The following is a 23874-nucleotide window of genomic DNA, read 5'->3' on the forward strand; positions in this document are numbered from 1 at the left end:
AGGCGACCAGCAGGGAGAACGCCATGGAACGCTACCCGCCCATCGCCGATCACGGACTCGTCGGGGATCTGCAGACCGCGGCCCTGGTCTCGTCCCACGGCGTGATCGACTGGTTCGCGGCACCGCGCTTCGACTCGCCGAGTGTCTTCGCCGCCCTGCTGGACCATGACGGTGGCGGTCATTTCCTCCTCGCGCCCGATCATCCCGAGGGCACCTGGAAGCAGCTCTACTACCCGGACAGCGCCGTCGTGGTGACCCGGTTCATGTCCCCCGACGGAGTCGGCGAGATCGTCGATCACATGCCGGTCCTGCCGGGCCCGACACCGACGGACCGGCACCAACTGGTACGCATCGTCCGCGCGGTGCGCGGCACCGTGCACTTCGCTCTCGAATGCCGGCCGCGGTTCGACTACGCGCGGGCCACCCACGACCTCGACCTGACGGACGGCACGGCCACCTTCCGGGCCCCGGGCACGACCGCCTACCTCCAGGGCGGCATCCCTCTCGAACGGGACGGCCAGGACGTCCGGGGCGGCATCACCCTCAGCGACGGAGACTCGGCAGCCGTGGTGTTCACGGTGTGCGCGCCGGACGGGGAGGCGCCACCGCCGCCCACCACGGAACAGATCACCGAAGAGCTCTGGACGAACGTCGACTTCTGGCAGAAGTGGGTACGCACCTCCAACTACCACGGCCGCTGGATGGAGATGGTGCACCGCTCGGCGATCACCCTCAAGCTCCTCACCTACGCCCCCAGCGGCGCGCCGGTCGCCGCCGCCACCATGGGACTGCCCGAGCAGGTCGGCGGCGAGCGCAACTGGGACTACCGCTACACGTGGGTCCGGGACGGCTCCCTCTCGGTGCGGGCGCTGCTCGACCTCGGCTTCGTGGAGGAGGCGACCCGCTTCACCCACTGGCTCGGCGACCGCCTGCGGGCCCGCGAGGGACCGGACGACGAACCCCTCCAGATCATGTACCGGGTCGACGGCGACCCGCATCTGACCGAGGAGATCCTGGAGCACTTCGAGGGCTACCGCGGCTCCTACCCGGTCCGCGCCGGCAACGCCGCCTCCGACCAACTCCAGCTCGACATCTACGGTGAGGCCCTCTACGCCCTGGCCGAGGGCCGCCACGTCGGCGAACAGGCGGGCTACCACGGGTGGAAGGGCCTGACCCGCACCCTCGACTGGCTCGCCGACTCCTGGGACCGCCCCGACGAGGGCATCTGGGAGACCCGGGGCGGACGCAAGGACTTCACCTACAGCCGGGTGATGTGCTGGGCGGCCTTCGACCGCGGTCTGAAGATGGCAGCGGAGTTCAGCAGGCCGGCCGACACCGCGCGCTGGACACGGGCTCGCGACGAGATCCTCGACCAGGTCATGGAACGCGGCTGGAACGAGAAGGAACAGGCCATGGTCCAGCACTACGGCGGCGACGTCCTGGACGCCTCCCTGCTGCTGGCCCCCCGGGTGGGTTTCGTGTCCCCCCGCAGCCCCGGCTGGCTCAACACCCTCGACGCCATGGAGCGGGTCCTCGTCTCCGACAGCCTCGTCTACCGCTACGACCCCCAGGCCTCCCCCGACGGACTGCGCGGCTCCGAAGGGACCTTCAGCCTCTGCACGTTCCTGTACGTCGACGCCCTGGCCCGCGCAGGCCGGCTCCCGCAGGCCCGCTACACCTTCGAGAAGATGCAGACGTACGCGAACCACGTGGGCCTGTTCGCAGAGGAGATCGGCCCGAGCGGCGAGCAACTCGGCAACTTCCCCCAGGCGTTCACCCACCTCTCCCTCATCATGGCCGCGACCACACTGGACGACGCGCTCGACCGGGCTCCGCGCTGAACGACAGCGGCGAGCACGATCACGGGGACGGTCTCCGAGCCGTCATGCCCGCCGCCATGCCCGGTATGACGCCGAGTCCGCAGGCTGCCCAGGCAGAGCGTGTACGCGATGCCCTTGAACAACAGGACCCCCACCAGGGCGCCGACGGACCACGCGTGGGGTCGGCGGCGAGTTGCGCCAGGGTGGTCTGACCGCTCGGCACGGAAGCGGATGTGGGCCGTGGAGCACGTCGAGACGCTGAACATGTCGGAAGCCTGCCCCCGGTCAGGCCGCGCCCGTGCCTGTCAGGCGGCGTTTCCCGCCGAGGTCCGGGCGGCACCAGGGACCGTGACGGCACCCGTGTCCTCGGCGACTGCGGCCTTCGCCGGTGCCCCGATTCCGAGCTTCTCGAGGATCTTCTTCTCGATCTCGTCGGCGAGGTCGGGGTTGTCCTTGAGGAAGTTGCGGGCGTTCTCCTTGCCCTGGCCGAGCTGGTCGCCCTCGTACGTGTACCAGGCGCCGGCCTTGCGGACGAAGCCGTTCTCGACGCCCATGTCGATCAGGCCGCCCTCGCGGCTGATGCCCTGGCCGTAGAGGATGTCGAACTCGGCCTGCTTGAAGGGCGGCGCGACCTTGTTCTTGACGACCTTGACGCGGGTGCGGTTGCCGACCGCGTCGGTGCCGTCCTTCAGGGTCTCGATGCGGCGGATGTCGAGTCGCACCGAGGCGTAGAACTTCAGCGCCCGGCCACCGGTCGTGGTCTCGGGGGAGCCGAACATCACGCCGATCTTCTCGCGGAGCTGGTTGATGAAGATCGCGGTGGTCTTGGACTGGCTCAGCGCGCCGGTGATCTTCCGCAGGGCCTGGCTCATCAGACGGGCCTGCAGACCCATGTGGGAGTCGCCCATCTCGCCCTCGATCTCGGCGCGTGGCACCAGGGCCGCGACGGAGTCGATCACGATCAAGTCGATCGCGCCGGAGCGGATCAGGATGTCGACGATCTCCAGCGCCTGTTCACCGTTGTCCGGCTGGGACAGGATGAGGTTGTCGGTGTCGACGCCGAGTTTCTTGGCGTACTCGGGGTCGAGTGCGTGCTCGGCGTCCACGAAGGCCACCAAGCCGCCGGCCTTCTGCGCGTTCGCCACCGCGTGCAACGTCAGGGTCGTCTTGCCGGACGACTCCGGCCCGTATACCTCCACCACACGGCCGCGGGGCAGACCGCCCACGCCGAGCGCCACGTCCAGCGCGGTCGATCCTGTAGGGATCACCTCGATGGGCTCATTGGGCCGCTCGCCGAGGCGCATGACCGCGCCCCTGCCGAATTTCCGCTCGATCTGTGCGAGCGCGGTGTCCAGCGCCTTTTCGTGGTCGGTTCCTGCCATGAGCTTTCACCCGGTCCGATTGTGTGGCACGCCGCACGTCGGAGAACGTGAGCGTCTACTGCCGACAACGGACCTCTCGGAGACCCCAATAAACGAACATCCGATCGATTTGCGTGTCCACTGAAAGGTACCAAACATGAGGGGTATGGGACGGGTCGCGCGCCGGACCGCTCCGGACGCAGACCGCGCCGCCGCCCGCTTTCCCTCGCTGAACCGCGGCGCCGTCGAATGTCGTCACTGCTTCCGGGAATGCCCTCCACCGCCTTCGTGACGTGAGACCTCGCTGCGTCGACCTCCTCGTCGGCATGAGGTGTACTCAGGTGGCCGGTGCCGATCGCGATGTCGTAGTCGCGCAGTCCAACTCGCCTGACCTGCGGTTACAGGGCGTGGCGGGGTTCGTGCGAATGATGTCGGCGACGTGCGTTCATCATTCTTGACGCTCGATTCGTGAGACTGAGGCAGGCCGCGTGTGATCGGTCATGACCTCGTCCGGCACCATCGGTGACGACGGAGCGCATGACGGGGGAGTCTCAGAGCCGCTCCCGGCCGTCCGGTCGCGGATGCCCGGGACGTCCCCGCATGGACTCGGTGCGACTCGTGCGCGGCCGTCCCGGGTGCTCCGATCCGCTTCAGCCGCCGTTGGGCGTGACCCCTGAGGGAGCCGGGACCAGCCGGAATCCGCCGTCCTCGCGTCGCACGTGTCCGGCGGTCGGCGGTGGGAAGTGGCTCCCCAGCAGGAGAGTTGACGTGCCGGCCAGTGAGCCGAGCACCTGGTTCCGGGTCATGGCCGCGAGTTCGGGAGCTATGTCCACGCAGCTGCAGAGCTCCGGGTGCGCCATCTGGACCGGGTGGTGGATGCTGTCGCCGGTGACCAGCGCGGTTTCGCCACGGCTGCTCAGTTCCACCGCTACCTGCCCCGGTGTGTGACCGGGGGTGGGCAGCAGACGGATGCCCGGCGCGACGTCCGTGCCCTCGTCCGCGACGTCGATGAGGTCGAACAGACCTGCTTCCCGGACGGGATGGATCGAGTCCCGGAACATCTGCCGACGCGCCTCCTCCATGTCGACACCCGCCCAGTAGTCCCACTCGGTGCGTGAGGTGAGATAGCGCGCGTTCGGGAAGGTGGGCACCCAGGCATCGCCCTCGGCGCGCGTGTTCCACCCCCCGTGGTCGGCGTGGAGGTGGGTCAGGACGACGAGGTCGACGCTCTCCGGCGCGAAGCCCGCCGCCCGTAGCCGTGCTTCGTAGTCGCTGTCCAGGTTGTGCCAGGCGGGGTTGGCGCGCCGCTTCCCGTTTCCGATGCCGGTGTCCACCAGTACCCGCACGCCGTCCATCTCGACGGCGAAGCTGTGACTCGCCAGGCGCAGGACGCCTTGATCGTCGGCGAATTCAGGGCTCAGCCAGGGAGTCCGGCTCACTAGGTCGGTGGTTGCCCCGGGCAGCAGCCACGGACCGGTCTGGGCGGGCAGGACCACTTCGTCGATGCGTCGTACGGTGTGTTCGCCCACCGTCCACGAGGGGGCCGGGGGAGTGGTGGACCTGGTCGTCTGCGATGAGGTGAGCACGGAGACTTTCCTTACCTGTTACGGGTCGTGAGGACGGAGTTGTCCGGAGCGGGTGTGTCGGGTGAGGCGGATGTCCGGTTGCTCGTTGCCGGGCGGGAGCGGGCGTCCAGGAACGGTGTCCGGCGCCGGCTGCGCAGCGGCGAGGTCAGCATCGCGACTGCGACGGTCGCTCTGAAGGCCACGGTGATGAGGGTCCTGCCGCGCTAAAAGCGATTGGTTTGCTTTAAGTCATCGTAGGCCCTACGGTCGACTAAAGCAAAGGATTCGCTTTTACGGTGGCCGGAGGTCCTGTACCAGCCCCGGCCCGTCGCGCCGCACAGATCCGGAAGGAAGTCATGACCAGCGAACTCACCCCCCAAGAGGCGGCCCGAGGGGCGCTGCGGGCGGGGCTCCCCCTCGGGGACGACCGACATGAAGAAGTGGCCATGACGGCCAACCACATCCACTCCGTGATCAGCATGTTGCGCGAGCTCGATTTCGGCGAGACACCTCCCGCGCCCTCCTACCGAGCCGGACAGGGGAACGCCGATGCAGCCGTTTGAGCTGTCGCTGACCGAAGCCTCCCGTGCGGTGCGCGCACGGGAGCTGTCCCCCGTCGAACTCACCGAATCGGTGCTCGCCCGTATTTCCGCCGTCGAAGGACGGCTGGGCGCCTACGTCACCGTCGCCGCCGACGCGGCCCTGGCCGCAGCGGTCCGCGCCGAACGGGAGATCTCCGGAAGCGGACCGCGCGGGCCGCTGCACGGGATCCCCATGGCGCTCAAGGATCTGATCGACGCGGAGGGGATGCCCACCACCGCGAGCTCGCACGTCCGGACCGGGCACGTGGCGGAACGCGACAGCCGGGTGGCCGAACGGCTCGGCGCCGCCGGAGCCGTCCTCCTGGGCAAGACGCACACGCACGAGTTCGCCTACGGCCTGACCACTCCGCAGACGCACAACGCCTGGGACCACAGCCGGGTCGCGGGCGGGTCGAGCGGCGGCTCGGCGGTAGCTGTCGCCGCCGGCGGAGCGACATTCGCCATGGGCACGGACACGGGCGGTTCCATCCGGGTCCCCGCGGCCCTGAACGGCGTGGTGGGCCTCAAGCCGACCTACGGCCTGGTCCCCCGCACGGGCGTGACCTCGCTGTCCTGGTCCCTGGACCACGTGGGCCCTCTCACCCGCACCGTCCAGGACGCCGCGCTGGTGCTGTCGGCGACCGCCGGCCACGACCCGCGCGACCCGGCGAGCGTGTCCGGCTCTGTGCTGGACCGCTTTCCGGGAGGCGACCTGCGAGGACTGAAGGTCGGCGTACCGCGGAACCACTACTTCGACCGGGTCACGCCCGAGGTCGAGGAGTCCGTACGCGGCGCCATCGAGCGGCTGGCGGAGCTGGGGGCGGAGCTCGTCGACGTCGAGATCCCGATGGCGCGTTACATCCAGGCCGTTCAGTGGGGGCTGATGGTTCCCGAGGCCACCGTGTACCACGAGCGGTCGCTGCGGGCTACCCCCGACCTGTACGCGGCGGACGTTCGCATCCTGCTGGAGGCCGGCGAACTCACCTCCGCGGGCGACTACCTCCGCGCCCAGCGGGCCCGCACCTTGATGCGAGACGCCTGGGCTCGCATGTTCGACGGCATCGACGTCCTCGCCGCGCCGACGGTGCCGATGACCGCCGCCGAGGAGGGGCAGGAAGCCGTCGAGTGGGCCGATGGCACGACCGAGGCCGTGTCGGACAGCTACGTCCGCCTCTGTGCCCCCGCCAACATCACCGGCGTCCCGGCCCTCACCCTGCCGGTCGGTCACGACCACGCCGGACTGCCGATCGGAATGCAGCTGATGGCGCGCCCCTTCCACGACGCGACGGTGCTCCGTGTGGGCCGGGTCTACGAGGAGTCGGTGGCCGGCGCGGGGCGGCTCGCTCCCCTCGCTGCCTGAGGGAAGGCGGACGTTCCAGCCCGACATACGGTTGCGTCGCCGCAGGGGCGTACGCCTGCTCGGGCGCCCGGATGCGCAGCCCGCAGCCCTGCCGGTCGCCGACGCGGACCATCGCCTAGAAGCAACAAATTCGCATTAAGGTGGATCGCATGAGTCCCAAGCCCATGGTCCGCCCCGGCGGGCGCAGCGCACGCGTACAGGAGTCCGTCCATGCGGCGGTACGTGAACTCGTAGGGGAGGTGGGCCGCGACGCGCTCACGGTCCCGATGGTGGCCGCTCGGGCGGGCGTGACCCCCTCCACGATCTACCGTCGCTGGGGCGACCTGCAGGAACTCCTGTCCGACGTGGCCGTCGAACGCCTGCGCCCGGAAACGGATCCGGCCGATCTCGGAAGCCTGCGGGCCGATCTCGATACGTGGGCGGAACAATTCCTCGACGAGATGGCCTCGCCGCCCGGGCGTGCCTACATCCGGGACGCCCTGCTCGGCGACCCCGACGGCACCAATGCCGGTCAGTGTTCGGCGTATGCCGCAGAGCAGATCGACGCCGTGTTGGCCCGTGCGGTGCAGCGAGGGGAGCCGGTGCCCGACACGGAACTGCTGATCGACCGTGTGGTGGCGCCGATCATGTACCGCATCCTCTTCCGCCCCGGCCGACTGGATGCCGCATACGCGCGTGAGCTCGTGACGAACGCCGTGTACGCCCTGCAGGTCGAGGCCGGTGCTCGCCCCACCCAGCCCGAGAGCTGACCCCTTCGCTCTTCGGGCGGTCTGGCGCCTGGTGTTATATGAGAGCCGTCCTGCCGGGACGTCTTTACGAGGCCCCATCATGTTGAATGCGGCGCCATTCTTGATCCGGTGGCCAGCGAGTCCTGACCTGCGGTTTCGCATTCGGCCTTGTCGCCGCCGATACCACCCGCAGGGACCGCGAATCATCGAGTCGTACGCGTAGCGTCCCGGCTTACTCGCAGGCCACGTCGAAGCGCCGGAGTTCCAGGCTTCGGCCGGTGGCATGACGCGGTGGATGTCCAGCTTGTGTGCGTCGTCCGGACAGGGGTTGACGGGGCCGTTTGGTCCGCTACTGGTCCGCGAGGTGCTGAGGCGATCGCGGAGAGTAGCGTAGGTGCAGAGGTTGCCTGGAGTGGAACGGAGTCTCCAGGCAACCGACTTGAGACTCTAGAAGAACCCAAGTTTCTTCGGACTGTAGGAAACAAGGAGGTTCTTCGTCTGCTGGTAGTGCTCCAGCATCATCTTGTGCGTCTCCCGCCCGATCCCCGACTGCTTGTACCCGCCGAACGCCGCATGCGCCGGGTACGCGTGGTAGCAGTTCGTCCAGACGCGGCCCGCCTGGATCGCCCGCCCTGCCCGGTACGCCGTGTTCATGTCCCGGGTCCACACGCCCGCCCCGAGGCCGTACAGCGTGTCGTTGGCGATCTTCAGGGCGTCGTCGAAGTCGTCGAAGGACGTCACCGAGACGACGGGGCCGAAGATCTCCTCCTGGAAGATCCGCATACGGTTGTCGCCCTCGAAGATCGTCGGCTGGACGTAGTAGCCACCCTTCAACTCCCCGTCGTACTCGATGCGTTCGCCGCCGGTGAGGACCTTCGCGCCCTCCTGCCGGCCGACGTCCAGGTAGGAGAGGATCTTCTCCAACTGGTCGTTGGACGCCTGGGCGCCGATCATCGTGTCGGTGTCGAGGGGATGGCCCGGCCTGATGAGTTCGGTGCGGGCGACGGCCGCTTGGAGAAACTCGGCGTAGTTGCCGCGCTGGATCAGTGCCCGGGACGGGCAGGTGCAGACCTCGCCCTGGTTGAGGGCGAACATCGTGAACCCTTCGAGCGCCTTGTCCCGGAAGTCGTCGTCCCGCGCCCAGACGTCGTCGAAGAAGATGTTCGGTGACTTGCCGCCGAGTTCGAGGGTGACCGGCTTGATGTTCTCCGAGGCGTACTGCATGATCAGCCGCCCCGTCGTGGTCTCCCCGGTGAACGCGACCTTGGCCACCCGCGCGCTGGACGCGAGCGGCTTGCCCGCTTCCACCCCGAAGCCGTTGACGATGTTCACCACGCCCGGCGGCAACAGGTCGGCGACCAGGCTCATCCAGTAGTGGAGGGAGGCCGGGGTCTGCTCGGCGGGCTTGATGACGACCGCGTTGCCCGCCGCGAGGGCCGGGGCCAGCTTCCACACCGCCATCAGGATCGGGAAGTTCCACGGGATGATCTGCGCCACGACCCCGAGCGGCTCATGGAAGTGGTACGCCACCGTGTCGTCGTCGAGTTCGCCGAGCGAACCCTCCTGCGCGCGGATCGCCCCCGCGAAGTAGCGGAAGTGGTCGATGGCGAGGGGGATGTCGGCCGCCAGCGTCTCGCGCACCGGCTTGCCGTTCTCCCAGCTCTCCGCGACCGCCAGTTTTTCGAGGTTCGCCTCCATGCGGTCGGCGATCTTCAGCAGGATGCCGGACCGCTCGGTCACCGAGGTCCGGCCCCAGCCCGGGGCGGCGGCGTGCGCGGCGTCCAGTGCCCGCTCCACGTCCTCCGCGGTGCCCCGCGCGACCTCGGTGAACGGCTGCCCGTTCACCGGTGACGGGTTCTCGAAGTACTGCCCGCGCGCCGGCGGCACGTACTCGCCACCGATGAAGTGGTCGTAGCGCGCCTGGTAGGAGACGATCGCGCCCTCGGTGCCGGGTGCCGCGTAACGGGTCATGGTGGCCAGCCTCCTTCAGCAGCGCCGCCCGCCGTTGGGCAGCTCTGCGCGTGAGGCTAGGAGCGCGGACGTTGCAACCACGTTGCCGTCGGCGCGGCCAGCTCCGACTCCAGCGCGGCCAGCCGGGCCCGGACGCTCGCCGTGGGACGTACGGCCGCGAGCGCCCGCCACACCTCGACGTCGTCCTCGCCCCACGGCGCGTGCGCCCAGTCCGCCAGCAGGTCGGGATCCCGGCGGGCGACCAACGCCGTCCGCAGCGCGTCCGCGACCCGGCGCCTGAGCCGCACCACCGCCGGTGCCTGCGACGCCGGCAGCAGCGGACCGGCGTACCCCTTCGCCGCCGCCGCGACCGCCCCGCTCTCCAGCCGGCGCTCGACGATCGCCGCGTCCGACTCGACCGGCACGGTCAGCCGGTACGGCCGTGACACCAGCAGCCCCGGCCCGAGAACCTTGCGCAGCCGCGCCAGTTCGGCCCGCAGCGTCACCGGCGGCACCGACTCGTCCTCGTACAGGGCGCACAACGGCTCGTCCCCGGTGAGACCCTCCGGATGCCGGGACAGCAGCACCAGGATCTCGCTGTGCCTGCGGCTGAGCCTGACCCTGCGACCCCCGCCGACCAGCAGCGCCTCGTCCCGGCCCAGTGCGCTCAGCTCGGGCCCGTCGGTGGCCGGCTGCTGCGGGAGGAGCAGCGCCAGCTGGGACTCGGCGGCCCGCGCGACCGCCTGGACGAAGCCCAGGCTGTGCGGATGCGCGAGCCCGTCGCCGCCGGTGATGTCCACGGCTCCCAGCACCCGCCCGGTCCGCGGATCGTGCACCGGCGCAGCCGCGCAGGTCCATGGCTGCACCCGGCGGATGAAGTGCTCCGCCGCGAACACCTGCACCGGCCGGTCCACCGCGACCGCCGTCCCCGGAGCGTTCGTCCCGACAGCGGTCTCCGCCCACCGCGCACCCGGCACGAAGTTCATCCACTCCGCCTGCCGACGGGTCCCCGCATGGCCCTCCACCCAAAGCAACCTGCCGTGCTCGTCGCACACGGCGAGCAGGTGCTCCCCGTCGGAGGCGAAGGTCCCCATCAGCTCACGGAACAGCGGCATGACCCGCGCCAGCGGATGCTCGGCCCGATAGGAACCGAGGTCGCCTTCGCCGAGTTCGACGTTCGCCGTCCCGTCGGGCCCGACGCCGGCCCGCGCGGAACGCCGCCACGAGTCGGCCACCACCGGGCGCACCGGCCGCTGCACCGTGCCCGCCTCGGTGAACGTCTCGTGCGCCCGCCGCAGCAGCCGGACCCGCTCGGCAGGGTCGGCCCCCGGCTCCAGGGCCACCCATGGATCGGTCAACTCGGCCTCCCGGGAAGGCGGTGCGATGGGGGACATCGTCACTCCCGGTACGCGCCCAGACAACCTCTCCGACCGCCGTCATCCGAACGATGGGTGACTCACACGGCTTCGACCATGCTCAGGTAGCGGTCCCAGTCCCAGTACGGCCCCGGGTCGGTGTGGTCCGCGCCCGGCACCTCGTAGTGCCCGATGATGTGCGCGCGATCTCTGGGGATGCCGTATCTCTCGCAGACCCCCGCCGTCAGCTTCGCGGACTCGAGGTACAAGGCCTCGGTGAAGTAGGCGGGCTTGTCCACCCATCCCTCGTGCTCGATGCTGCGGGTGTTGTAGTCCCAGTTCCCCGCGTGCCAGGCGACATCCGCCTCCCGCACGCACTGCGCGACATGACCGTCGGCCGATCGCACGACGTAGTGTGCGGACACCTTCTTCTCCGGGTTGCGGAAGATGTCCAGGGTGCCGGTGTAGTCGGTCTGGGTGACATGGACGACCACCCGGTCCACCTGGTAGGACCAGGGGCGGTCCGACACCGTGAAGTTGGACGGCGTCGCCGGCTGCCACTCGGCGAGCGGGTGGTCGACGGGCTGCGGGGCAGCCCCGGCCCGCGTCTCGGGAAGCAGTGCGTACGGTACGGCGGCCAGGAGGGCCCCCTTCAGCAGCCGCCGTCGGTCGAGCAGCGGTCTGGCGCGTTCCATGGATCAACTGCCTTTCGTCTCAGCGGTGTTCAGCCGCGCGGCGGCACCGCGATCTCATGGAGCCGGTCGTGCGCTCCGCGGTGAGTCTCGCGCGCCGGCAGCCCTTCCTTGCGGATCTTCGCCACGCGGGTGTGGCTGGTGTCGCAGACGAACAGGACCTGGCCAAGACCGATCGTCCACGGCAGCTGTGTGCCTTGCGTGAATCACGGTACGGCGGCTGCCGGTTGGGCAGGAGGGCGCTCGCTGTTCCGGTGGACGACGTCGGGAATGTGGATAACTCGCTCACCCGAAGGGGTGAGTGACAGGCGCTCAGGCCCGTTCGCCCACGGCTGCCGGGTCGTCCAGTACGGCCCGCACCACCGAGTGCGCGGCCCCCAGCAGCGGGCCCTGCGAACCCAGGCCGGACACGGACACCGGACAGGCCGGACCCGCTGTCCGCCGGGCCAGCTCGTCCCGCAGGGAAGGGAGCAGCCAGGGTGCGAGCCCGGCCAGCGCACCGCCGAGCACCACGGCTTCGGGGTCCAGCAGATTGACCGCTCCGGTCAGCGCGATGCCGAGCGCCTCCCCGGCCTCGCGCAGGGCTCCCCGTACGGCCTCGTCGCCGTCCGCCGCGTGCCGGCCGAGCAGTCCGACGCGGTCCTCGCCCAGCTCCAGGCCGGCCGCCCGCAGCACCGCCTCCTCGCCGGCGTACTGCTCCAGACAGCCGCGCCCGCCGCACGGGCACCGGGGTCCGTCCGGGCGGACCGGGACGTGGCCGAGCTCGCCCGCGAAACCGCGGGTGCCGCGCAGCAGTTGCCCGTCCACGACCAGCGCCGCGCCGATGCCGATCTCCGCCGAGACGTGCAGGAAGTCATGGGGGGTGCCGTCGCCGAGCCAGAGTTCGGCCAGCGCACCGAAGTTGGCCTCGTTCCCCACGGTCAGCGGGAGGTCCTCGGGCAGCAGGGTGCCCAGGTCCGTGTCGTGCCAGTCGAGGTTCGGGGCGCGCACGACGGTGCGGGCGTCACGTGCCACCAGACCGGGCACCGCCACCGCGAGACCGGCGGGCCACAGGCCCTCGCTCTCCGCCTCCGCCACCACCCGGCGCACCAGAGAGGTGAGTTCGGCGAGCACCGGCTCGGGGGAACGGCCCCGATTCGCGCCGTACCGCACCAGCCGCGAGCGCACCTGTCCGCGCAGATCCACCGCGCAGACCGCGAGGTGGTCCACGCCGACCTCGGCACCTATGCCGGCAGGCCCGCGACCGCTGACGGCGAGTGCCGAACCCGGCCTGCCGACCCGGCCGGGACGCTCGGGGCCGAGCTCCTCCAGCAGTCCCGAGCGGATGAGTTCGTCGACGAGGGTCGACACCGCGGCCCGGGTCAGGCCGATGCGCGAGGCGACCGCGGCGCGCGACAGCGGTCCGTCGGCACTCACGGTGTGCATCACACGGGCCAGGTTGCGGCGGCGCATGCCCTGCTGAGTGTCGGGCAGACCGCGCCCGGGCCTCGCCGGGTGGCCGTCACGCAGCGGTGCGGTCATGCCTCCCTCACTCTTCAGAGGTCCCCCGCTCCAGAAGCGGCGCCGCGTCGGAGAGTACCCCGGCGATCCTGCCCAGCGTCTCGTCGTCCCGCTCCACGGCCTCCAGCACCGGACCGGCGGCGGTGTTCCAGCGCCGGGCGACCGCACCCGGGTCCTCGCCGGTCAGCAGCCCCGCGGCCTGCGCGGCGGCGCCGAGCGCGACCAGTTCCTTGGCCTCGGGCACCTGGACGGGCCGTCCCGAGAGCCGGCGTACGGTCCGCTGCCAGGCGGTGCCCTGGGCGCCGCCGCCGATCAGCAGCAGCGGCGTCGAACGGTCCGCGTCCTCGTCGAGCACCAGGTCCAGGGCCCCGAGCAGTGCCTGCACGGCACCGTCGTAGGCGGCCTGGAGGAGCTGGCCGCCGGTGGTGTCGTGGCGCAGGCCGTGCAGCAGTCCGGAGGCGTTCGGCAGGTTCGGGGTGCGCTCGCCGTCCAGGTAGGGCAGCAGGGTCACCCCCGAGACCGGCTCCACGGCCTCACGGTCCAGGCCCAGCAGCGCCGCGATGCGGTCGACGGCGAGGGTGCAGTTCAGGGTGCAGGCCAGGGGCAGCCAGTCGCCGTGGGCGTCGGCGAAGCCCGCCACGGTGCCGGTCGGGTCGGTCGGACGCCGCTTCGACACGGCGTAGACCGTGCCCGAGGTGCCCAGGCTCATCACCGGCGTGCCGGGGCGCAGCCCGAGGCCCAGCGCCGCGGCCGCGTTGTCGCCGGTGCCGGGGGCGACCAGGGTGCCCTTGGAGAACGGCAGGTCATGGCCGTCGCGCACGGTGCCGGCCACCTCGCCGGGCCGGACCACACGCGGGAGCAGGGCGGGGTCGAGACCCACGTGCGCGAGGATCTCGCTGTCGTACGACTCCGTCGCGGATGCCCACCAGCCGGTGCCGGAGGCGTCGCCGCGGTCGGTGGTGCCCTCCCCGGTGAGCCGCTCGGTGAGGTAGTCGTGGGGCAGGCGGACCGACTTCGTGGCGCGCAGGGCCTCCGGCTCGTGCTCGGCGAGCCAGGCCCACTTCGTGACCGTGAAGGAGGCGCCCGGCACGCTTCCGGTCCGCTCCGCCCAGGCCTTCGGACCGCCCAGCTCCTCGATGAGACGCCGGGCCTGCGGCGCCGAGCGGACGTCGTTCCAGAGCATGGCCGGGCGTACCGGCTCGCCCTGCGCGTCCAGCGTCACCAGGCCGTGCTGCTGGCCGCCGATCGACACCGCCGCAGCCTCGCGCGCGGCGTCCCCGCACTGGCGCAGGGCCTCGGACAGCGCGTCCCACCACTGGCGCGGGTCGCTCTCCCGGCCGGCCCCGGCGGACACGGTGTGCGGTGCCTGACCGCGCGCGACGACCTGGCCGGTGGCAGCGTCGACCACCAGGGCCTTGGTGGACTGGGTGGACGTGTCCACGCCGACGACGAGCGGACCCTCGGCTGCTGACATCGGGCTCTCCCTTTTTGCGCGGCTCATGATCTCGATGCGGCAGGTGTCTCCACCGCAGACGCCTTGTCTCTTCCCGGAGACGTGTGTGCATACTAATTTGTAAACCGCCATGACGAAATAGTCCGGAGCAGCAAGGAGCCGCGTCATGAACTACCAGCCCACCCCCGAGGACAGGTTCACCTTCGGCCTGTGGACCGTCGGCTGGCAGGGAAGGGACCCGTTCGGCGACGCCACCCGCCGTGCCCTCGACCCGGTCGAGACGGTGCAGCGCCTGGCCGAGCTCGGCGCCCACGGCGTGACCTTCCACGACGACGACCTGATTCCCTTCGGATCGTCCGACAGTGCGCGCGAGGGTCACATCAAGCGCTTCCGCGAGGCCCTGGACGCGACCGGCATGAAGGTGCCGATGGCGACCACCAACCTCTTCACGCACCCCGTCTTCAAGGACGGCGCGTTCACCGCCAACGACCGCGACGTGCGCCGTTACGCGCTGCGCAAGACGATCCGCAACATCGACCTGGCGGTCGAGCTCGGCGCCGAGACCTACGTCGCCTGGGGCGGCCGCGAGGGCGCCGAGTCCGGCGGGGCCAAGGACGTGCGGGTCACCCTGGACCGCATGAAGGAGGCCTTCGACCTCCTCGGCGAGTACGTCACCGATCAGGGCTACGACCTGAAGTTCGCGATCGAGCCCAAGCCGAACGAGCCGCGCGGCGACATCCTCCTGCCCACCGTCGGCCACGCGCTCGCGTTCATCGAGCGCCTGGAGCGCCCCGAGCTGTACGGCGTGAACCCCGAGGTCGGGCACGAGCAGATGGCCGGGCTGAACTTCCCGCACGGCATCGCGCAGGCCCTGTGGGCGGGCAAGCTCTTCCACATCGACCTCAACGGCCAGTCCGGCATCAAGTACGACCAGGACCTCCGCTTCGGCGCCGGCGACCTGCGTGCCGCCTTCTGGCTCGTCGACCTCCTGGAGAGCGCCGGGTACGCCGGCCCGAAGCACTTCGACTTCAAGCCGCCGCGGACCGAGGACCTCGACGGTGTGTGGGCGTCGGCCGCGGGCTGCATGCGCAACTACCTCATCCTCAAGGAGCGTGCCGCCGCCTTCCGCGCCGACCCGCAGGTCCAGGAGGCGCTGCGGGCCTCGCGTCTGGACGAGCTGGCACAGCAGACGGCGGCGGACGGCCTGAAGTCGCTGCTCGCGGACCGCAGTGCCTTCGAGGACTTCGACGTGGAGGAGGCCGCCGCACGCGGCATGGCCTTCGAGCAGCTGGACCAGCTCGCCATGGACCACCTCCTGGGTGCGCGCGGCTGAGCAGAGCCCACGCGCGTGTGCCGTCGGCCGTGAGTGGCCTCCGCCGACGGCACGCGCGCGTGCGGACTTGCCGTGATCGTCGCGGCAGTCGCGGCCCTAGCGCCTGCCGGGTTTCTCGCGCGAGCTGCGACCTCCACGCGTGCCGTGACCTTCACGCGTGCCGTGACCTTCGCGCGGAGTGTGCCGGAATCGTGCGATCCACGGCATGAGGCCGTATCAACGTCCGCGCGGGGGTCGCGTCATGACCGGTTCGAGGCGACTCTGGACGGTATGGCCATGCCGCCGGTACCGCCTCAGCCACCCGGACCGCCGGGTGACACCCCGCCTCCGGGCGGTGGCTTCGGACCACCCCCTGACGGCTTCGGGCGCAACGTCCCGACCCCGTACGGCGCTATGCCGTCGACCCAGCCGATGGGTTCGGTCGGCGGCCCCGGGTCGAGCGGCCCGAGAAGGCGCCGCAGCCCGCTGCTCGCCCTGCTTGTTGTGATCGTGGCCGCGGTCGCGGTGGCCGCCGTGCTTCTCATGGCATCGGGCAGCGACGACTCGCCGGACAAGAACCCGGCCCCGGCCACCAGCACGAGCCGATCTCCGAAGCCGTCGTTCAGCCTGCCGACGCAGCTGCCGAGCGAGTTGCCCAGCGAACTCCCGTCGCAGTTCCCGAGCGACCTCCCCAGCGAGTTCCCGAGCGACTTGGAGTCGCTGCTGCCGTCCTTGATCGGGTGAGTCGGTCTCCATCCATTCGACGCCCTCGATCCTGCCCAGGTCGACGACCGGCTTCTTGGCGAGGACGGGCACGCCCGAGGCCGCCGGATCGTCGAGCGGCTCCGGTGACGGAGCGGTGCCCGTACTCGACGGCGACCGCCTTCTTCTTCGGCGAGAACCGCAACCTCGTCTTCGGCGAGAACCGCAACCTCGTCGCCGGTGCGCGGCTGGAAGACCGCGGCGGGCCCGAGCGTCGCGCAGGTTCGGGACTCATCCGCTGAGGCCAACCCCCAGGTTCGGCCGACTGATATCCGGGTGACGTGCCCGCCGAACAACGAACGGCAAGGGTTCGTTCACAGCTCCTCATGGCGAGGTGGGCGAGACGCGGGACGTGCGACGGCCGACATCGCGGCGCACGCGTGCGTGCCGCATGCTCAGCCGGACGAGCTGCGGGGCGGTCGGTGCGGCCCCAATCCTTGGAGCACATCGCCGAGTTCGCCCGCCGTGAGCGCGGGGGACGGGAGGGGGACGACGGCCGGCGAGGCGCGCAGGCCGTCGAGGAGCAGGCTGAGAGGGCGACGCCAGGCTTCGGGGCCGACGGCCGCGGCGAGGGAGGGGACGGCCCGGCCGAGCGCGGCCAGCGCGAAAAGAACGTCCTCCGTCGTCACGTCCGCCCGGACGCTTCCCTCCTCACGCCCACGGCGCAGGAGCAGCTCCATGGTCGCCCGATTGTGGGCGTGCACGGCCTGCAACGACTCGACGCCCTCGAGATGCGTGGTCATCAGGTCGTTCGTACCGCGATCGGTCGCCAGGACGGCGAACACTGCTTCCATGTAGCCGACGAGTCCCTTCCAGGGGTCCGTCGTGGCCCGGGCCCGCTCACCGGCGGCCATGGTGCCCGCCAGGGGGGCACGGAAGACCGCGTCGACCAGGGCGGCCCGGCTCGGGAAATGCCGGTAGAGCGTGGCGTTTCCCACCCCCGCCCGCCGCGCGATGACGTCCAGGGGCGCCTCCAACCCCTGCTCCGTGAACACCTCGTGAGCGGCCTCGATCAGCAACTCCCGGTTGCGTCGCGCATCGCGGCGCCGTACCGGCGCCGTCGCGTCGTCCGCCATGATCGCCCCTTCGCACTACCGGGGAGTGTTCCCCGTTAGTGATGCTATCGTCGTCCGGGGAAACGGGGAGTACTCCCCGGTTGGCTGGGAGGGGTGGGACATGGGCAGCACAGCGCTCGTCCTCGGCGGGGGAGGCCTCGTCGGCGGAGCCTGGATGACGGGAGTTCTCGCCGGCCTGTGCGACGCCGGTGTCGACCCGGCCCGCGCGGATGTGGTCATCGGGACCTCGGCCGGGGCGATCTTCGGTTCACGTCTCCGCGCCGGCGAGCCCGCCCGCGAGCTGTACGAACGTCAACTCTCGGGCGCCGACCGGGTTGACCTCCCAGTGACGTCTGCTCAGATGCTTCGGTTCCTGTGGGCCGCGCTGGGCTGCCGCGATCCGGAGCGTTCCGTGCTTCGCCTCGGGCGAGCGGCGCTGAAGGCCCGCACGGGGCCAGAGTCCGATGTGTACGACGCTCTGCGCCCACTGCTGCGGGGCGTGGGCGACTGGCCCGACCGCACACTGCGGATCACGGCCGTCGACGCCCTCTCCGGCCAGCTGACGGCCTTCGACGCCGCGTCGGACGTCACGCTCCTCGAAGCCGTCGCCGCGAGCTGCGCGGTGCCCGTGGTCTGGCCCCCGATCACCTTGACCGGGCGCCGCTGGATGGACGGGGGCAGCCGCTCCACGGCCAACATCCATCTCGCACACGGCCATCACCACGTCCTGGCCATCGCCCCGATCCCCACCGCCGTGGGTCCTCATCCCGGTGCCGAACAGCAGGCGGCCGTCCTCGCCGCCGCAGGCGCCCACGTGACCCTCGTGACGCCGGATCGCGCCGCACGCCGGGTTATGGGCCGCGACATGACGTCCGACGCGCACCGCCCCGCGGCCGCCCGGGCCGGCCACGCCCAGGGGACGGCCCTCGCGGCCTCGGTGCACCCGCTCTGGCACGCCCAGCGGTGAAGGCCGGGCAGGGACGCCGTAAGCCTGACGACCCCTACCGAAAGGAATCACCGTGTCCGCGCCTACTCTGGAGGAGCTGACCCCGGGCGGCCATGACTTCGCCTCGAACCCGTACCCCGTCTACGCCGCGCTGCGGACCAAGGGCCCCGTGCACCGCGTCCTCGTGCCCGGAAGTGGTGAGAGTTGGCTCGTCGTCGCCCATGACGCGGCGCGAGCCGCGCTGACCGACCCGCGCCTGCGCAACGACATTCGCCATTCCTCGTCCTGGCGCAGCGACGGCGGACACGCCGTCGGCCGCAACATGCTCCAGAGCGACCCTCCGCAGCACACCCGGCTGCGTCGACTGGTGGCGGCTCACTTCACGCCGGGCAGGATCACCGCGCTTCGACCTGGCATCGAAGCCACAGCCCTCGAACTCCTGGACGCGCTGCCGGAACGGGGAACGGCGGACCTGGTCGCCAGGTACGCGTTGCCGCTGCCGGTCACGGTGATCTGTGACCTTCTGGAGGTGCCCGCGGCCGACCGCGCGCCGTTCCACACCTGGGCCGACGAACTCGTCATGCCCGCCTCGGCCGAGACGGCGACCGCTGCCGCAGCCTCACTGGAGGAATACCTCGCCGGCCTGCTCGCCCGAGCTCGCGAACGGCGGGCGACAGGTCTGCTCGGTGATCTCGTGGCAGCCTCGGACCTCACCTCCGAAGAGCTCCTCGGCATGGCGTTCCTGATCCTCGTAGCCGGCCACGAGACGACCGTCGACCTGATCTCCGGCACCGTCCACGCGCTGCTGGCCCACCCGGACCAACTCGCCCTGCTGCGCGCCGAACCGGACCTCACCGGCCCGGCCGTCGAGGAGTCCCTGCGCTACAACTCACCGGTCCACGCCACCGCGTTCCGCTTCGCGGCCGAGCCGCTCGACATCGACGGCACCCGGATCCAGGTGGGCGACTCCGTGCAGGTCTCGCTCGCCGCGGCCTCCCGCGATCCGCTGCGTTTTCCCGACCCCGACCGCTTCGACCTACGGCGTCCCACGCGTGGGCACCTGGCGTTCGGCCACGGTCCGCACCACTGCCTGGGCGCCCCGCTGGCCCGCGCGGAGGCGGCCGTCGCACTGCGCCTGCTGCTGCGCCACCGGCCCGCTCTCGCCTTCGCGACCGATCCGGGTACGTTGACCTGGCGCAGCAGCACACTCCTGCGGGGCCTGGCAGAACTACCGCTGCGGTTCGGCTGAGGCGATTTCCAGCGAGGCCAGAGCCGTCGCCGGATCAAGGGCCGCCGGGCCCGCGAGTACCCAGCGTCGCTGCTCCCGGCGGTACGGCCACCACCGTCCGTCCCGCCCCAGGCGCACCTGGGCCGGAGCGTCGAGGGCCGTCCAGCGGTTCCCCTCCGCCCTTAGTGACGGTCGTTCGTCCTCGTCCCAGGCCGAGCCCAGAGCGGCACGCGCGCGTGCGAGTGCGCCGCCCGAAGGCTCCCATTCGTCCTCCAGGACGGACAGCGCGTCCGCACCACCGAGCTCCCACGCGCGCGTGGCGTCCGCCAGCGACTGCGGATCGCGGCCCGATCCGGCGGCGAGCCGTTCCGTCAGTGCCTGGTCGGGCGCGGCGACGGCAAGACGTACCGCGTCCTGGGCAACCGTCAATTCGGGTACCAGGACGGGGCGATCGGACGGTGGCCGAAGAGCCTCCGCGAGCAGCCGATGTGCCTCTACGGCGGTCCGGGCGGCCAGATGGCGGACGGCGACCGGGTCGACTCCCGGTCCCGGCGGGGCCTCGGTGTCCAGCGAGGGCGGCAGGCCGGGCTCCTCGGGCAGCTCCGGGGGCGCGGGAAGGGGCGGAAGGATGTCACCGGTCGCATACGCCTCGACGGCAGCCACCCCTTCCGTTTCGGGAGCTTCCTCCGCGGGCACGGCGCTGCGGGCCCGCAGGTCTTCCAGGAGGGCATGTTCGCCGCGACCGCGCATCAGCAGCAGCACGAAGGGGTCCTGGTCCAGCAGCCGGGCCATCTGATAGCAGAGGGCAGCCGTGTGGCCGCAGTGGTCCCAGGCGTCGCAGTCGCACTCCGGTTCCAGATCGCCCAGCCCCGGCAGGAGCTCGATGCCCGCGGACGCCGCGTCCTCCACGAGGTGCGGCGGCATCTCGCGGTCCAGCAGCGCCGCGACGTGCCCCGCCCGTTCGACGGCCATGTCGAGGAGGTGGTCCCACTGCTCGGCCGACAGTTCGGCCAGCAGGACGTCGGCGCGGTGCGTGGTGCGGTCTCGGTCCTGCACGACGGCCGTGATGCGCCCGGGACGTACCGACACCGCGCCCACCGCGCCCGCGCGTGCGAGCTTGCGGCCCGTCTTCACCTGGCCCGAGTCCAGCGCGGCGTCCTCCAGGGCCCGCAGCCAGGCCATGCCCCACCACGTCTGCGCGAAGCCCCGTCCGTGCGCGGGCGGCAGCGCCGCGAACGTGCGCTCCGCGTCACCCTCGTGTCCGGTCATCGAACGCCCCCTCGCAGTTCCACCAGATCGGCCAGCTCGGCGTCCGTCAGCTCGGTCAGTGCCGCCTCGCCGGAGCCGAGCACGGCGTCCGCCAACTCCCGTTTTCGGCGCAGCATGTCGGCGATGCGGTCCTCGACCGTCCCCTCGGCGATCAGACGGTGCACCTGCACGGGACGTGTCTGGCCGATGCGGTACGCGCGGTCGGTGGCCTGCGCCTCGACGGCAGGGTTCCACCAGCGGTCGTAGTGCACGACGTGCTCGGCCCGGGTGAGGTTCAGGCCGGTGCCCGCCGCCTTCAACGACAACAGGAACACGGGCACCTCACCCTCCTGGAACCGGCGCACCAACGCCTCACGCCGGGCGACCGGCGTCCCGCCGTGCAGGAACTGCGACGGCACGCCACGCGCCGCGAGATGCCGCTCGATGAGACGGGCCATGCGCACGTACTGCGTGAACACAAGGACGCTCGCTCCTTCGGCGACGATGGTGTCGAGGAGCTCGTCCAGCAGCTCCAGCTTGCCGGAACGGCCGGCGATCCTCGGCTCCTCCTCCTTGAGGAACTGCGCCGGGTGGTTGCAGATCTGCTTCAGCCCGGTCAGCAGTTTCACGATCAGCCCGCGCCGCGCCATGCTGTCCGCCCCGGAGATCTCCGCCAGGGTCTCGCGCACCACGGCCTCGTACAGGCCGGTCTGTTCCGGGGTGAGCGACACGGCGCGGTCGGTCTCGGTCTTCGGCGGCAGCTCCGGGGCGATTCCCGGATCCGACTTGCGGCGCCGCAGCAGGTAGGGGCGCACCAGCCGGGCCAGACGCTCCGCGGCGGCCGGGTCCCGACCGCTCTCGACGGCCTGCGCGTACCGGGACCGGAACGTGCCGAGCCTGCCCAGCAGACCCGGGGTCGTCCAGTCGAGGATCGCCCACAGCTCCGACAGGTTGTTCTCGACCGGGGTTCCGGTGAGCGCCACGCGTGCGCGTGCCCCGATCGAGCGCAGCGCCCGGGCGGTCGCCGCGTACGGGTTCTTCACGTGCTGCGCCTCGTCCGCCACGAGCATCCCCCACGAGGCTTCGGCGAGCCGGGACGCGTCCAGGCGCATCGTGCCGTACGTGGTGAGCACGAACTCCCCGTCCGCCAGGCCGTCGAGCTCACGCCGTGGACCGTGGAAGCGGCGCACGGGCGTACCCGGTGCGAACCTCTCGATCTCGCGCTGCCAGTTGCCCATCAGCGACGTCGGACACACCACGAGGGTGGGACCGGCGGTCGCCGCGTCGGTCTGCCGGTGCAGATGCAGCGCGATCAGGGTGATCGTCTTGCCGAGTCCCATGTCGTCGGCCAGACAGCAGCCGAGGCCCGAGGACGTCATACGGGCCAGCCAGCTCAGCCCCCGGCGCTGGTAGTCCCTGAGGGTCGCCGCGAGTGCGGCGGGTTGCGGGACCGGCTCCTGGGCCTCCGGGTCCGCAAGCCGGTCCCGCAGGGCTGCCAGCCACCCGGTGGGCTGTACGTCGACCAGGTGGCCGTCGACCTCGGCGGAGCCCGTCAGAGCGGCCCTCAGGGCGTCGACGGGTGTCACCTTGTGGTCCTGCCGGGCGCGGGCCCGGCGCGCCTCCTGAGGGTCGACCAGCACCCACTGGTCACGCAGCCGCACCACCGGGCGGTTGGCCTCGGCGAGCCGGTCCAGTTCCTCGCGCGTGAGCTGCCGGTCGCCCAGCGCGAACGACCAGTCGAACGCGAGCAGGGCGTCGGCGGACAGGAACGACTCGGTGTCCGAGGGTGCCCGGTCGTGGTCCGGCGGACCGACCATCGCGCGCGTGGTGAGTCTTCTGGCCATGTCCTTCGGCCAGTGCACCTCGACGCCCAGGTCGGCGAGAGCTCGCGCGCCGGCTCCCAGCAGTTCGGTGATCTCCTCGTCGGCGAGTTCGACCGCGTCCGGGACGGCCGCCGAGAGCAGCGGGGCGAGCGGGGGCCATGCGCGTGCGGCCCTGCGGAGCGCGAGCAGGCCGTCCATGCGCGCGTGCGGGCCGAAGGCGGTGGCCCCGCCCCACACATCGGCTGCGCCCGCCACGATCGTCGGATCGCTCACGCTGTGCACCTGGAGCACGGCCCGGAAGGCGGGCGCCTGATCACCGGTCAGGCCTCGATCACCGGTTAGGCCGCCATCACCGGTCAGGCCGCGCACCTCGATCCGCAACGAGACGCGTACGCCCGCGTCGTGTCCCGCGGCGACATCCCCCGCCCACGCCCGCTGCTCGGGCACATGCCGAGGTTCCTGGGCGGCGTAGGCGGGTCCGCCCGTCACGAGGGGCGCCGCGGGGGAGCGGGGCAGAGCGTCGGCGACCGCGTCCAGGAAGGCGCGCAGCAACTGTTCGGGATCGGGCAGCCGCAGGGGTTCTGCGGTGCTCAGCGGTACGGCGTGCGCCTCGGGCGGCATCGCCGCGGCGAGCCGGCGGACCCGCTCGACGTCCGCGGCGCCCAGGGGACCCACGCGCCAGGCGTCGTGATCGGTGGGGGACAGGCCGGGCAACAGCAGCCCCCGTGCCACGCACTGCAGGGCCAGCACGCCCGCGGCACCCCAGAAGACGCTGGCCCGGTGCCCGTCCGCGGAGGTACGCGCACGCGTGAGGACCGGCAGGGCGGCGTGCACCGGGAGCAGCACCGCGGGAAGCCTCACCAGCTCCACACCGCCGTCGCCGGGCCTCACGAGCGCCAGGTCCTCGGCCGTCCCCGCCGCGACAGCGGGAGGAGGGGCGCCGTCGGGCCGCCAGAAGGCCACACTGCCGGTGCGGGCCGGGTCGCCGGGCACGAACACGGCGCAGCACGACGCCAGTTCGGAGATCTCGGACGGTGATGCCGCAGGAAACCTCTGGGCAGAGATCGCGGGACTCCTCAAACTTGACTACGTCGTCGAAGTGGTCGAGAGTACATCACCTCACAGGCCTTCAGGG

The 23874-nt window shown here is 71.3% G+C and carries 19 protein-coding genes; 9 read left to right on the top strand and 10 right to left on the bottom strand.

What is annotated here, in order from left to right:
• Positions 1-23 precede the first annotated feature (23 nt).
• The gene (locus tag ACGFWE_RS21735; RefSeq protein WP_352386800.1) at positions 24-1841 is read left to right on the top strand and encodes a glycoside hydrolase family 15 protein; all 1818 of its coding nucleotides are present in this window, start codon (positions 24-26) and stop codon (positions 1839-1841) included.
• Positions 1842-2125: 284 nt separating this feature from the next.
• Here ACGFWE_RS21735 and recA read toward each other — a convergent pair whose 3' ends face one another.
• Together recA and ACGFWE_RS21745 are read right to left on the bottom strand one after the other, a co-directional pair.
• Entirely contained in the window at positions 2126-3202 is a 1077-nt protein-coding gene (gene recA / locus ACGFWE_RS21740; RefSeq protein WP_393601026.1) for a recombinase RecA, read from the bottom strand.
• A gap of 629 nt (positions 3203-3831) precedes the next feature.
• On the bottom strand, positions 3832-4767 hold the full coding sequence (locus tag ACGFWE_RS21745; RefSeq protein ID WP_393601028.1) for an MBL fold metallo-hydrolase: 936 nt from the start codon (positions 4765-4767) through the stop codon (positions 3832-3834).
• 335 nt (positions 4768-5102) lie between these two features.
• On the opposite strand from ACGFWE_RS21745, the gene ACGFWE_RS21750 reads away from it, so the two are divergent.
• The 3 genes from ACGFWE_RS21750 (at position 5103) to ACGFWE_RS21760 (ending at position 7436) form a co-directional block, all read left to right on the top strand.
• Positions 5103-5309 carry a hypothetical protein gene (locus ACGFWE_RS21750; protein ID WP_352386794.1) on the top strand — a complete coding sequence of 69 codons (207 nt, stop codon included), beginning with the start codon at positions 5103-5105 and terminating at the stop codon, positions 5307-5309.
• Entirely contained in the window at positions 5296-6687 is a 1392-nt protein-coding gene (locus ACGFWE_RS21755) for an amidase (protein WP_393601030.1), read from the top strand. Before ACGFWE_RS21750 ends, ACGFWE_RS21755 begins: the two co-directional genes overlap by 14 nt.
• A gap of 149 nt (positions 6688-6836) precedes the next feature.
• Positions 6837-7436, top strand: a complete 600-nt coding sequence (locus tag ACGFWE_RS21760; RefSeq protein WP_352386791.1) for a TetR/AcrR family transcriptional regulator — start codon at positions 6837-6839, stop codon at positions 7434-7436.
• 426 nt (positions 7437-7862) lie between these two features.
• Here ACGFWE_RS21760 and ACGFWE_RS21765 read toward each other — a convergent pair whose 3' ends face one another.
• The 5 genes from ACGFWE_RS21765 to xylB all read right to left on the bottom strand — a co-directional run bounded on the left by ACGFWE_RS21765 (position 7863) and on the right by xylB (position 14386).
• Complete coding sequence (locus tag ACGFWE_RS21765) at positions 7863-9386, bottom strand: aldehyde dehydrogenase family protein (RefSeq protein ID WP_393601032.1); 1524 nt, start codon at positions 9384-9386, stop codon at positions 7863-7865.
• A gap of 56 nt (positions 9387-9442) precedes the next feature.
• Positions 9443-10759 (bottom strand): GAF domain-containing protein, encoded by a 1317-nt coding sequence (locus ACGFWE_RS21770; RefSeq protein ID WP_393601034.1) that lies wholly within the window; start codon positions 10757-10759, stop codon positions 9443-9445.
• A 62-nt stretch (positions 10760-10821) separates the two neighbouring features.
• Positions 10822-11415 (bottom strand): N-acetylmuramoyl-L-alanine amidase, encoded by a 594-nt coding sequence (locus ACGFWE_RS21775; protein ID WP_393601036.1) that lies wholly within the window; start codon positions 11413-11415, stop codon positions 10822-10824.
• A gap of 309 nt (positions 11416-11724) precedes the next feature.
• Positions 11725-12933, bottom strand: a complete 1209-nt coding sequence (locus tag ACGFWE_RS21780; RefSeq protein WP_352386783.1) for an ROK family transcriptional regulator — start codon at positions 12931-12933, stop codon at positions 11725-11727.
• 7 nt (positions 12934-12940) lie between these two features.
• Complete coding sequence (xylB, locus tag ACGFWE_RS21785; RefSeq protein ID WP_393601038.1) at positions 12941-14386, bottom strand: xylulokinase; 1446 nt, start codon at positions 14384-14386, stop codon at positions 12941-12943.
• Between the two features lie 145 nt (positions 14387-14531).
• Between xylB and xylA the strand changes: the two genes are divergently transcribed.
• The 3 genes from xylA to ACGFWE_RS21800 all read left to right on the top strand — a co-directional run bounded on the left by xylA (position 14532) and on the right by ACGFWE_RS21800 (position 16681).
• The gene (xylA, locus tag ACGFWE_RS21790) at positions 14532-15698 is read left to right on the top strand and encodes a xylose isomerase (protein WP_393601040.1); all 1167 of its coding nucleotides are present in this window, start codon (positions 14532-14534) and stop codon (positions 15696-15698) included.
• A gap of 393 nt (positions 15699-16091) precedes the next feature.
• Entirely contained in the window at positions 16092-16421 is a 330-nt protein-coding gene (locus tag ACGFWE_RS21795) for a hypothetical protein (RefSeq protein ID WP_352386779.1), read from the top strand.
• A 104-nt stretch (positions 16422-16525) separates the two neighbouring features.
• Positions 16526-16681, top strand: coding sequence for a hypothetical protein (locus tag ACGFWE_RS21800; protein WP_393601042.1), 156 nt, complete (start codon positions 16526-16528; stop codon positions 16679-16681).
• Between the two features lie 153 nt (positions 16682-16834).
• Here the strand turns inward: ACGFWE_RS21800 and ACGFWE_RS21805 are convergent, their stop codons facing one another.
• The gene (locus ACGFWE_RS21805; protein ID WP_352386775.1) at positions 16835-17515 is read right to left on the bottom strand and encodes a TetR family transcriptional regulator; all 681 of its coding nucleotides are present in this window, start codon (positions 17513-17515) and stop codon (positions 16835-16837) included.
• Positions 17516-17615: 100 nt separating this feature from the next.
• On the opposite strand from ACGFWE_RS21805, the gene ACGFWE_RS21810 reads away from it, so the two are divergent.
• Together ACGFWE_RS21810 and ACGFWE_RS21815 are read left to right on the top strand one after the other, a co-directional pair.
• Entirely contained in the window at positions 17616-18461 is an 846-nt protein-coding gene (locus ACGFWE_RS21810; protein ID WP_393601044.1) for a patatin-like phospholipase family protein, read from the top strand.
• Positions 18462-18513: 52 nt separating this feature from the next.
• Positions 18514-19689, top strand: a complete 1176-nt coding sequence (locus ACGFWE_RS21815; RefSeq protein ID WP_393601046.1) for a cytochrome P450 — start codon at positions 18514-18516, stop codon at positions 19687-19689.
• Here ACGFWE_RS21815 and ACGFWE_RS21820 read toward each other — a convergent pair.
• Complete coding sequence (locus ACGFWE_RS21820; RefSeq protein ID WP_393601048.1) at positions 19669-20937, bottom strand: SWF or SNF family helicase; 1269 nt, start codon at positions 20935-20937, stop codon at positions 19669-19671. The two genes, ACGFWE_RS21815 and ACGFWE_RS21820, sit on opposite strands and share 21 nt — an antisense overlap.
• Complete coding sequence (locus ACGFWE_RS21825; protein WP_393601050.1) at positions 20934-23738, bottom strand: SNF2-related protein; 2805 nt, start codon at positions 23736-23738, stop codon at positions 20934-20936. The genes ACGFWE_RS21820 and ACGFWE_RS21825 overlap by 4 nt, the downstream gene beginning before the upstream one ends.
• Positions 23739-23874: the final 136 nt, after the last annotated feature.

Source organism: Streptomyces sp. NPDC048523 (genome assembly GCF_043199815.1).
Taxonomy (GTDB): Bacteria; Actinomycetota; Actinomycetes; order Streptomycetales; family Streptomycetaceae; genus Streptomyces.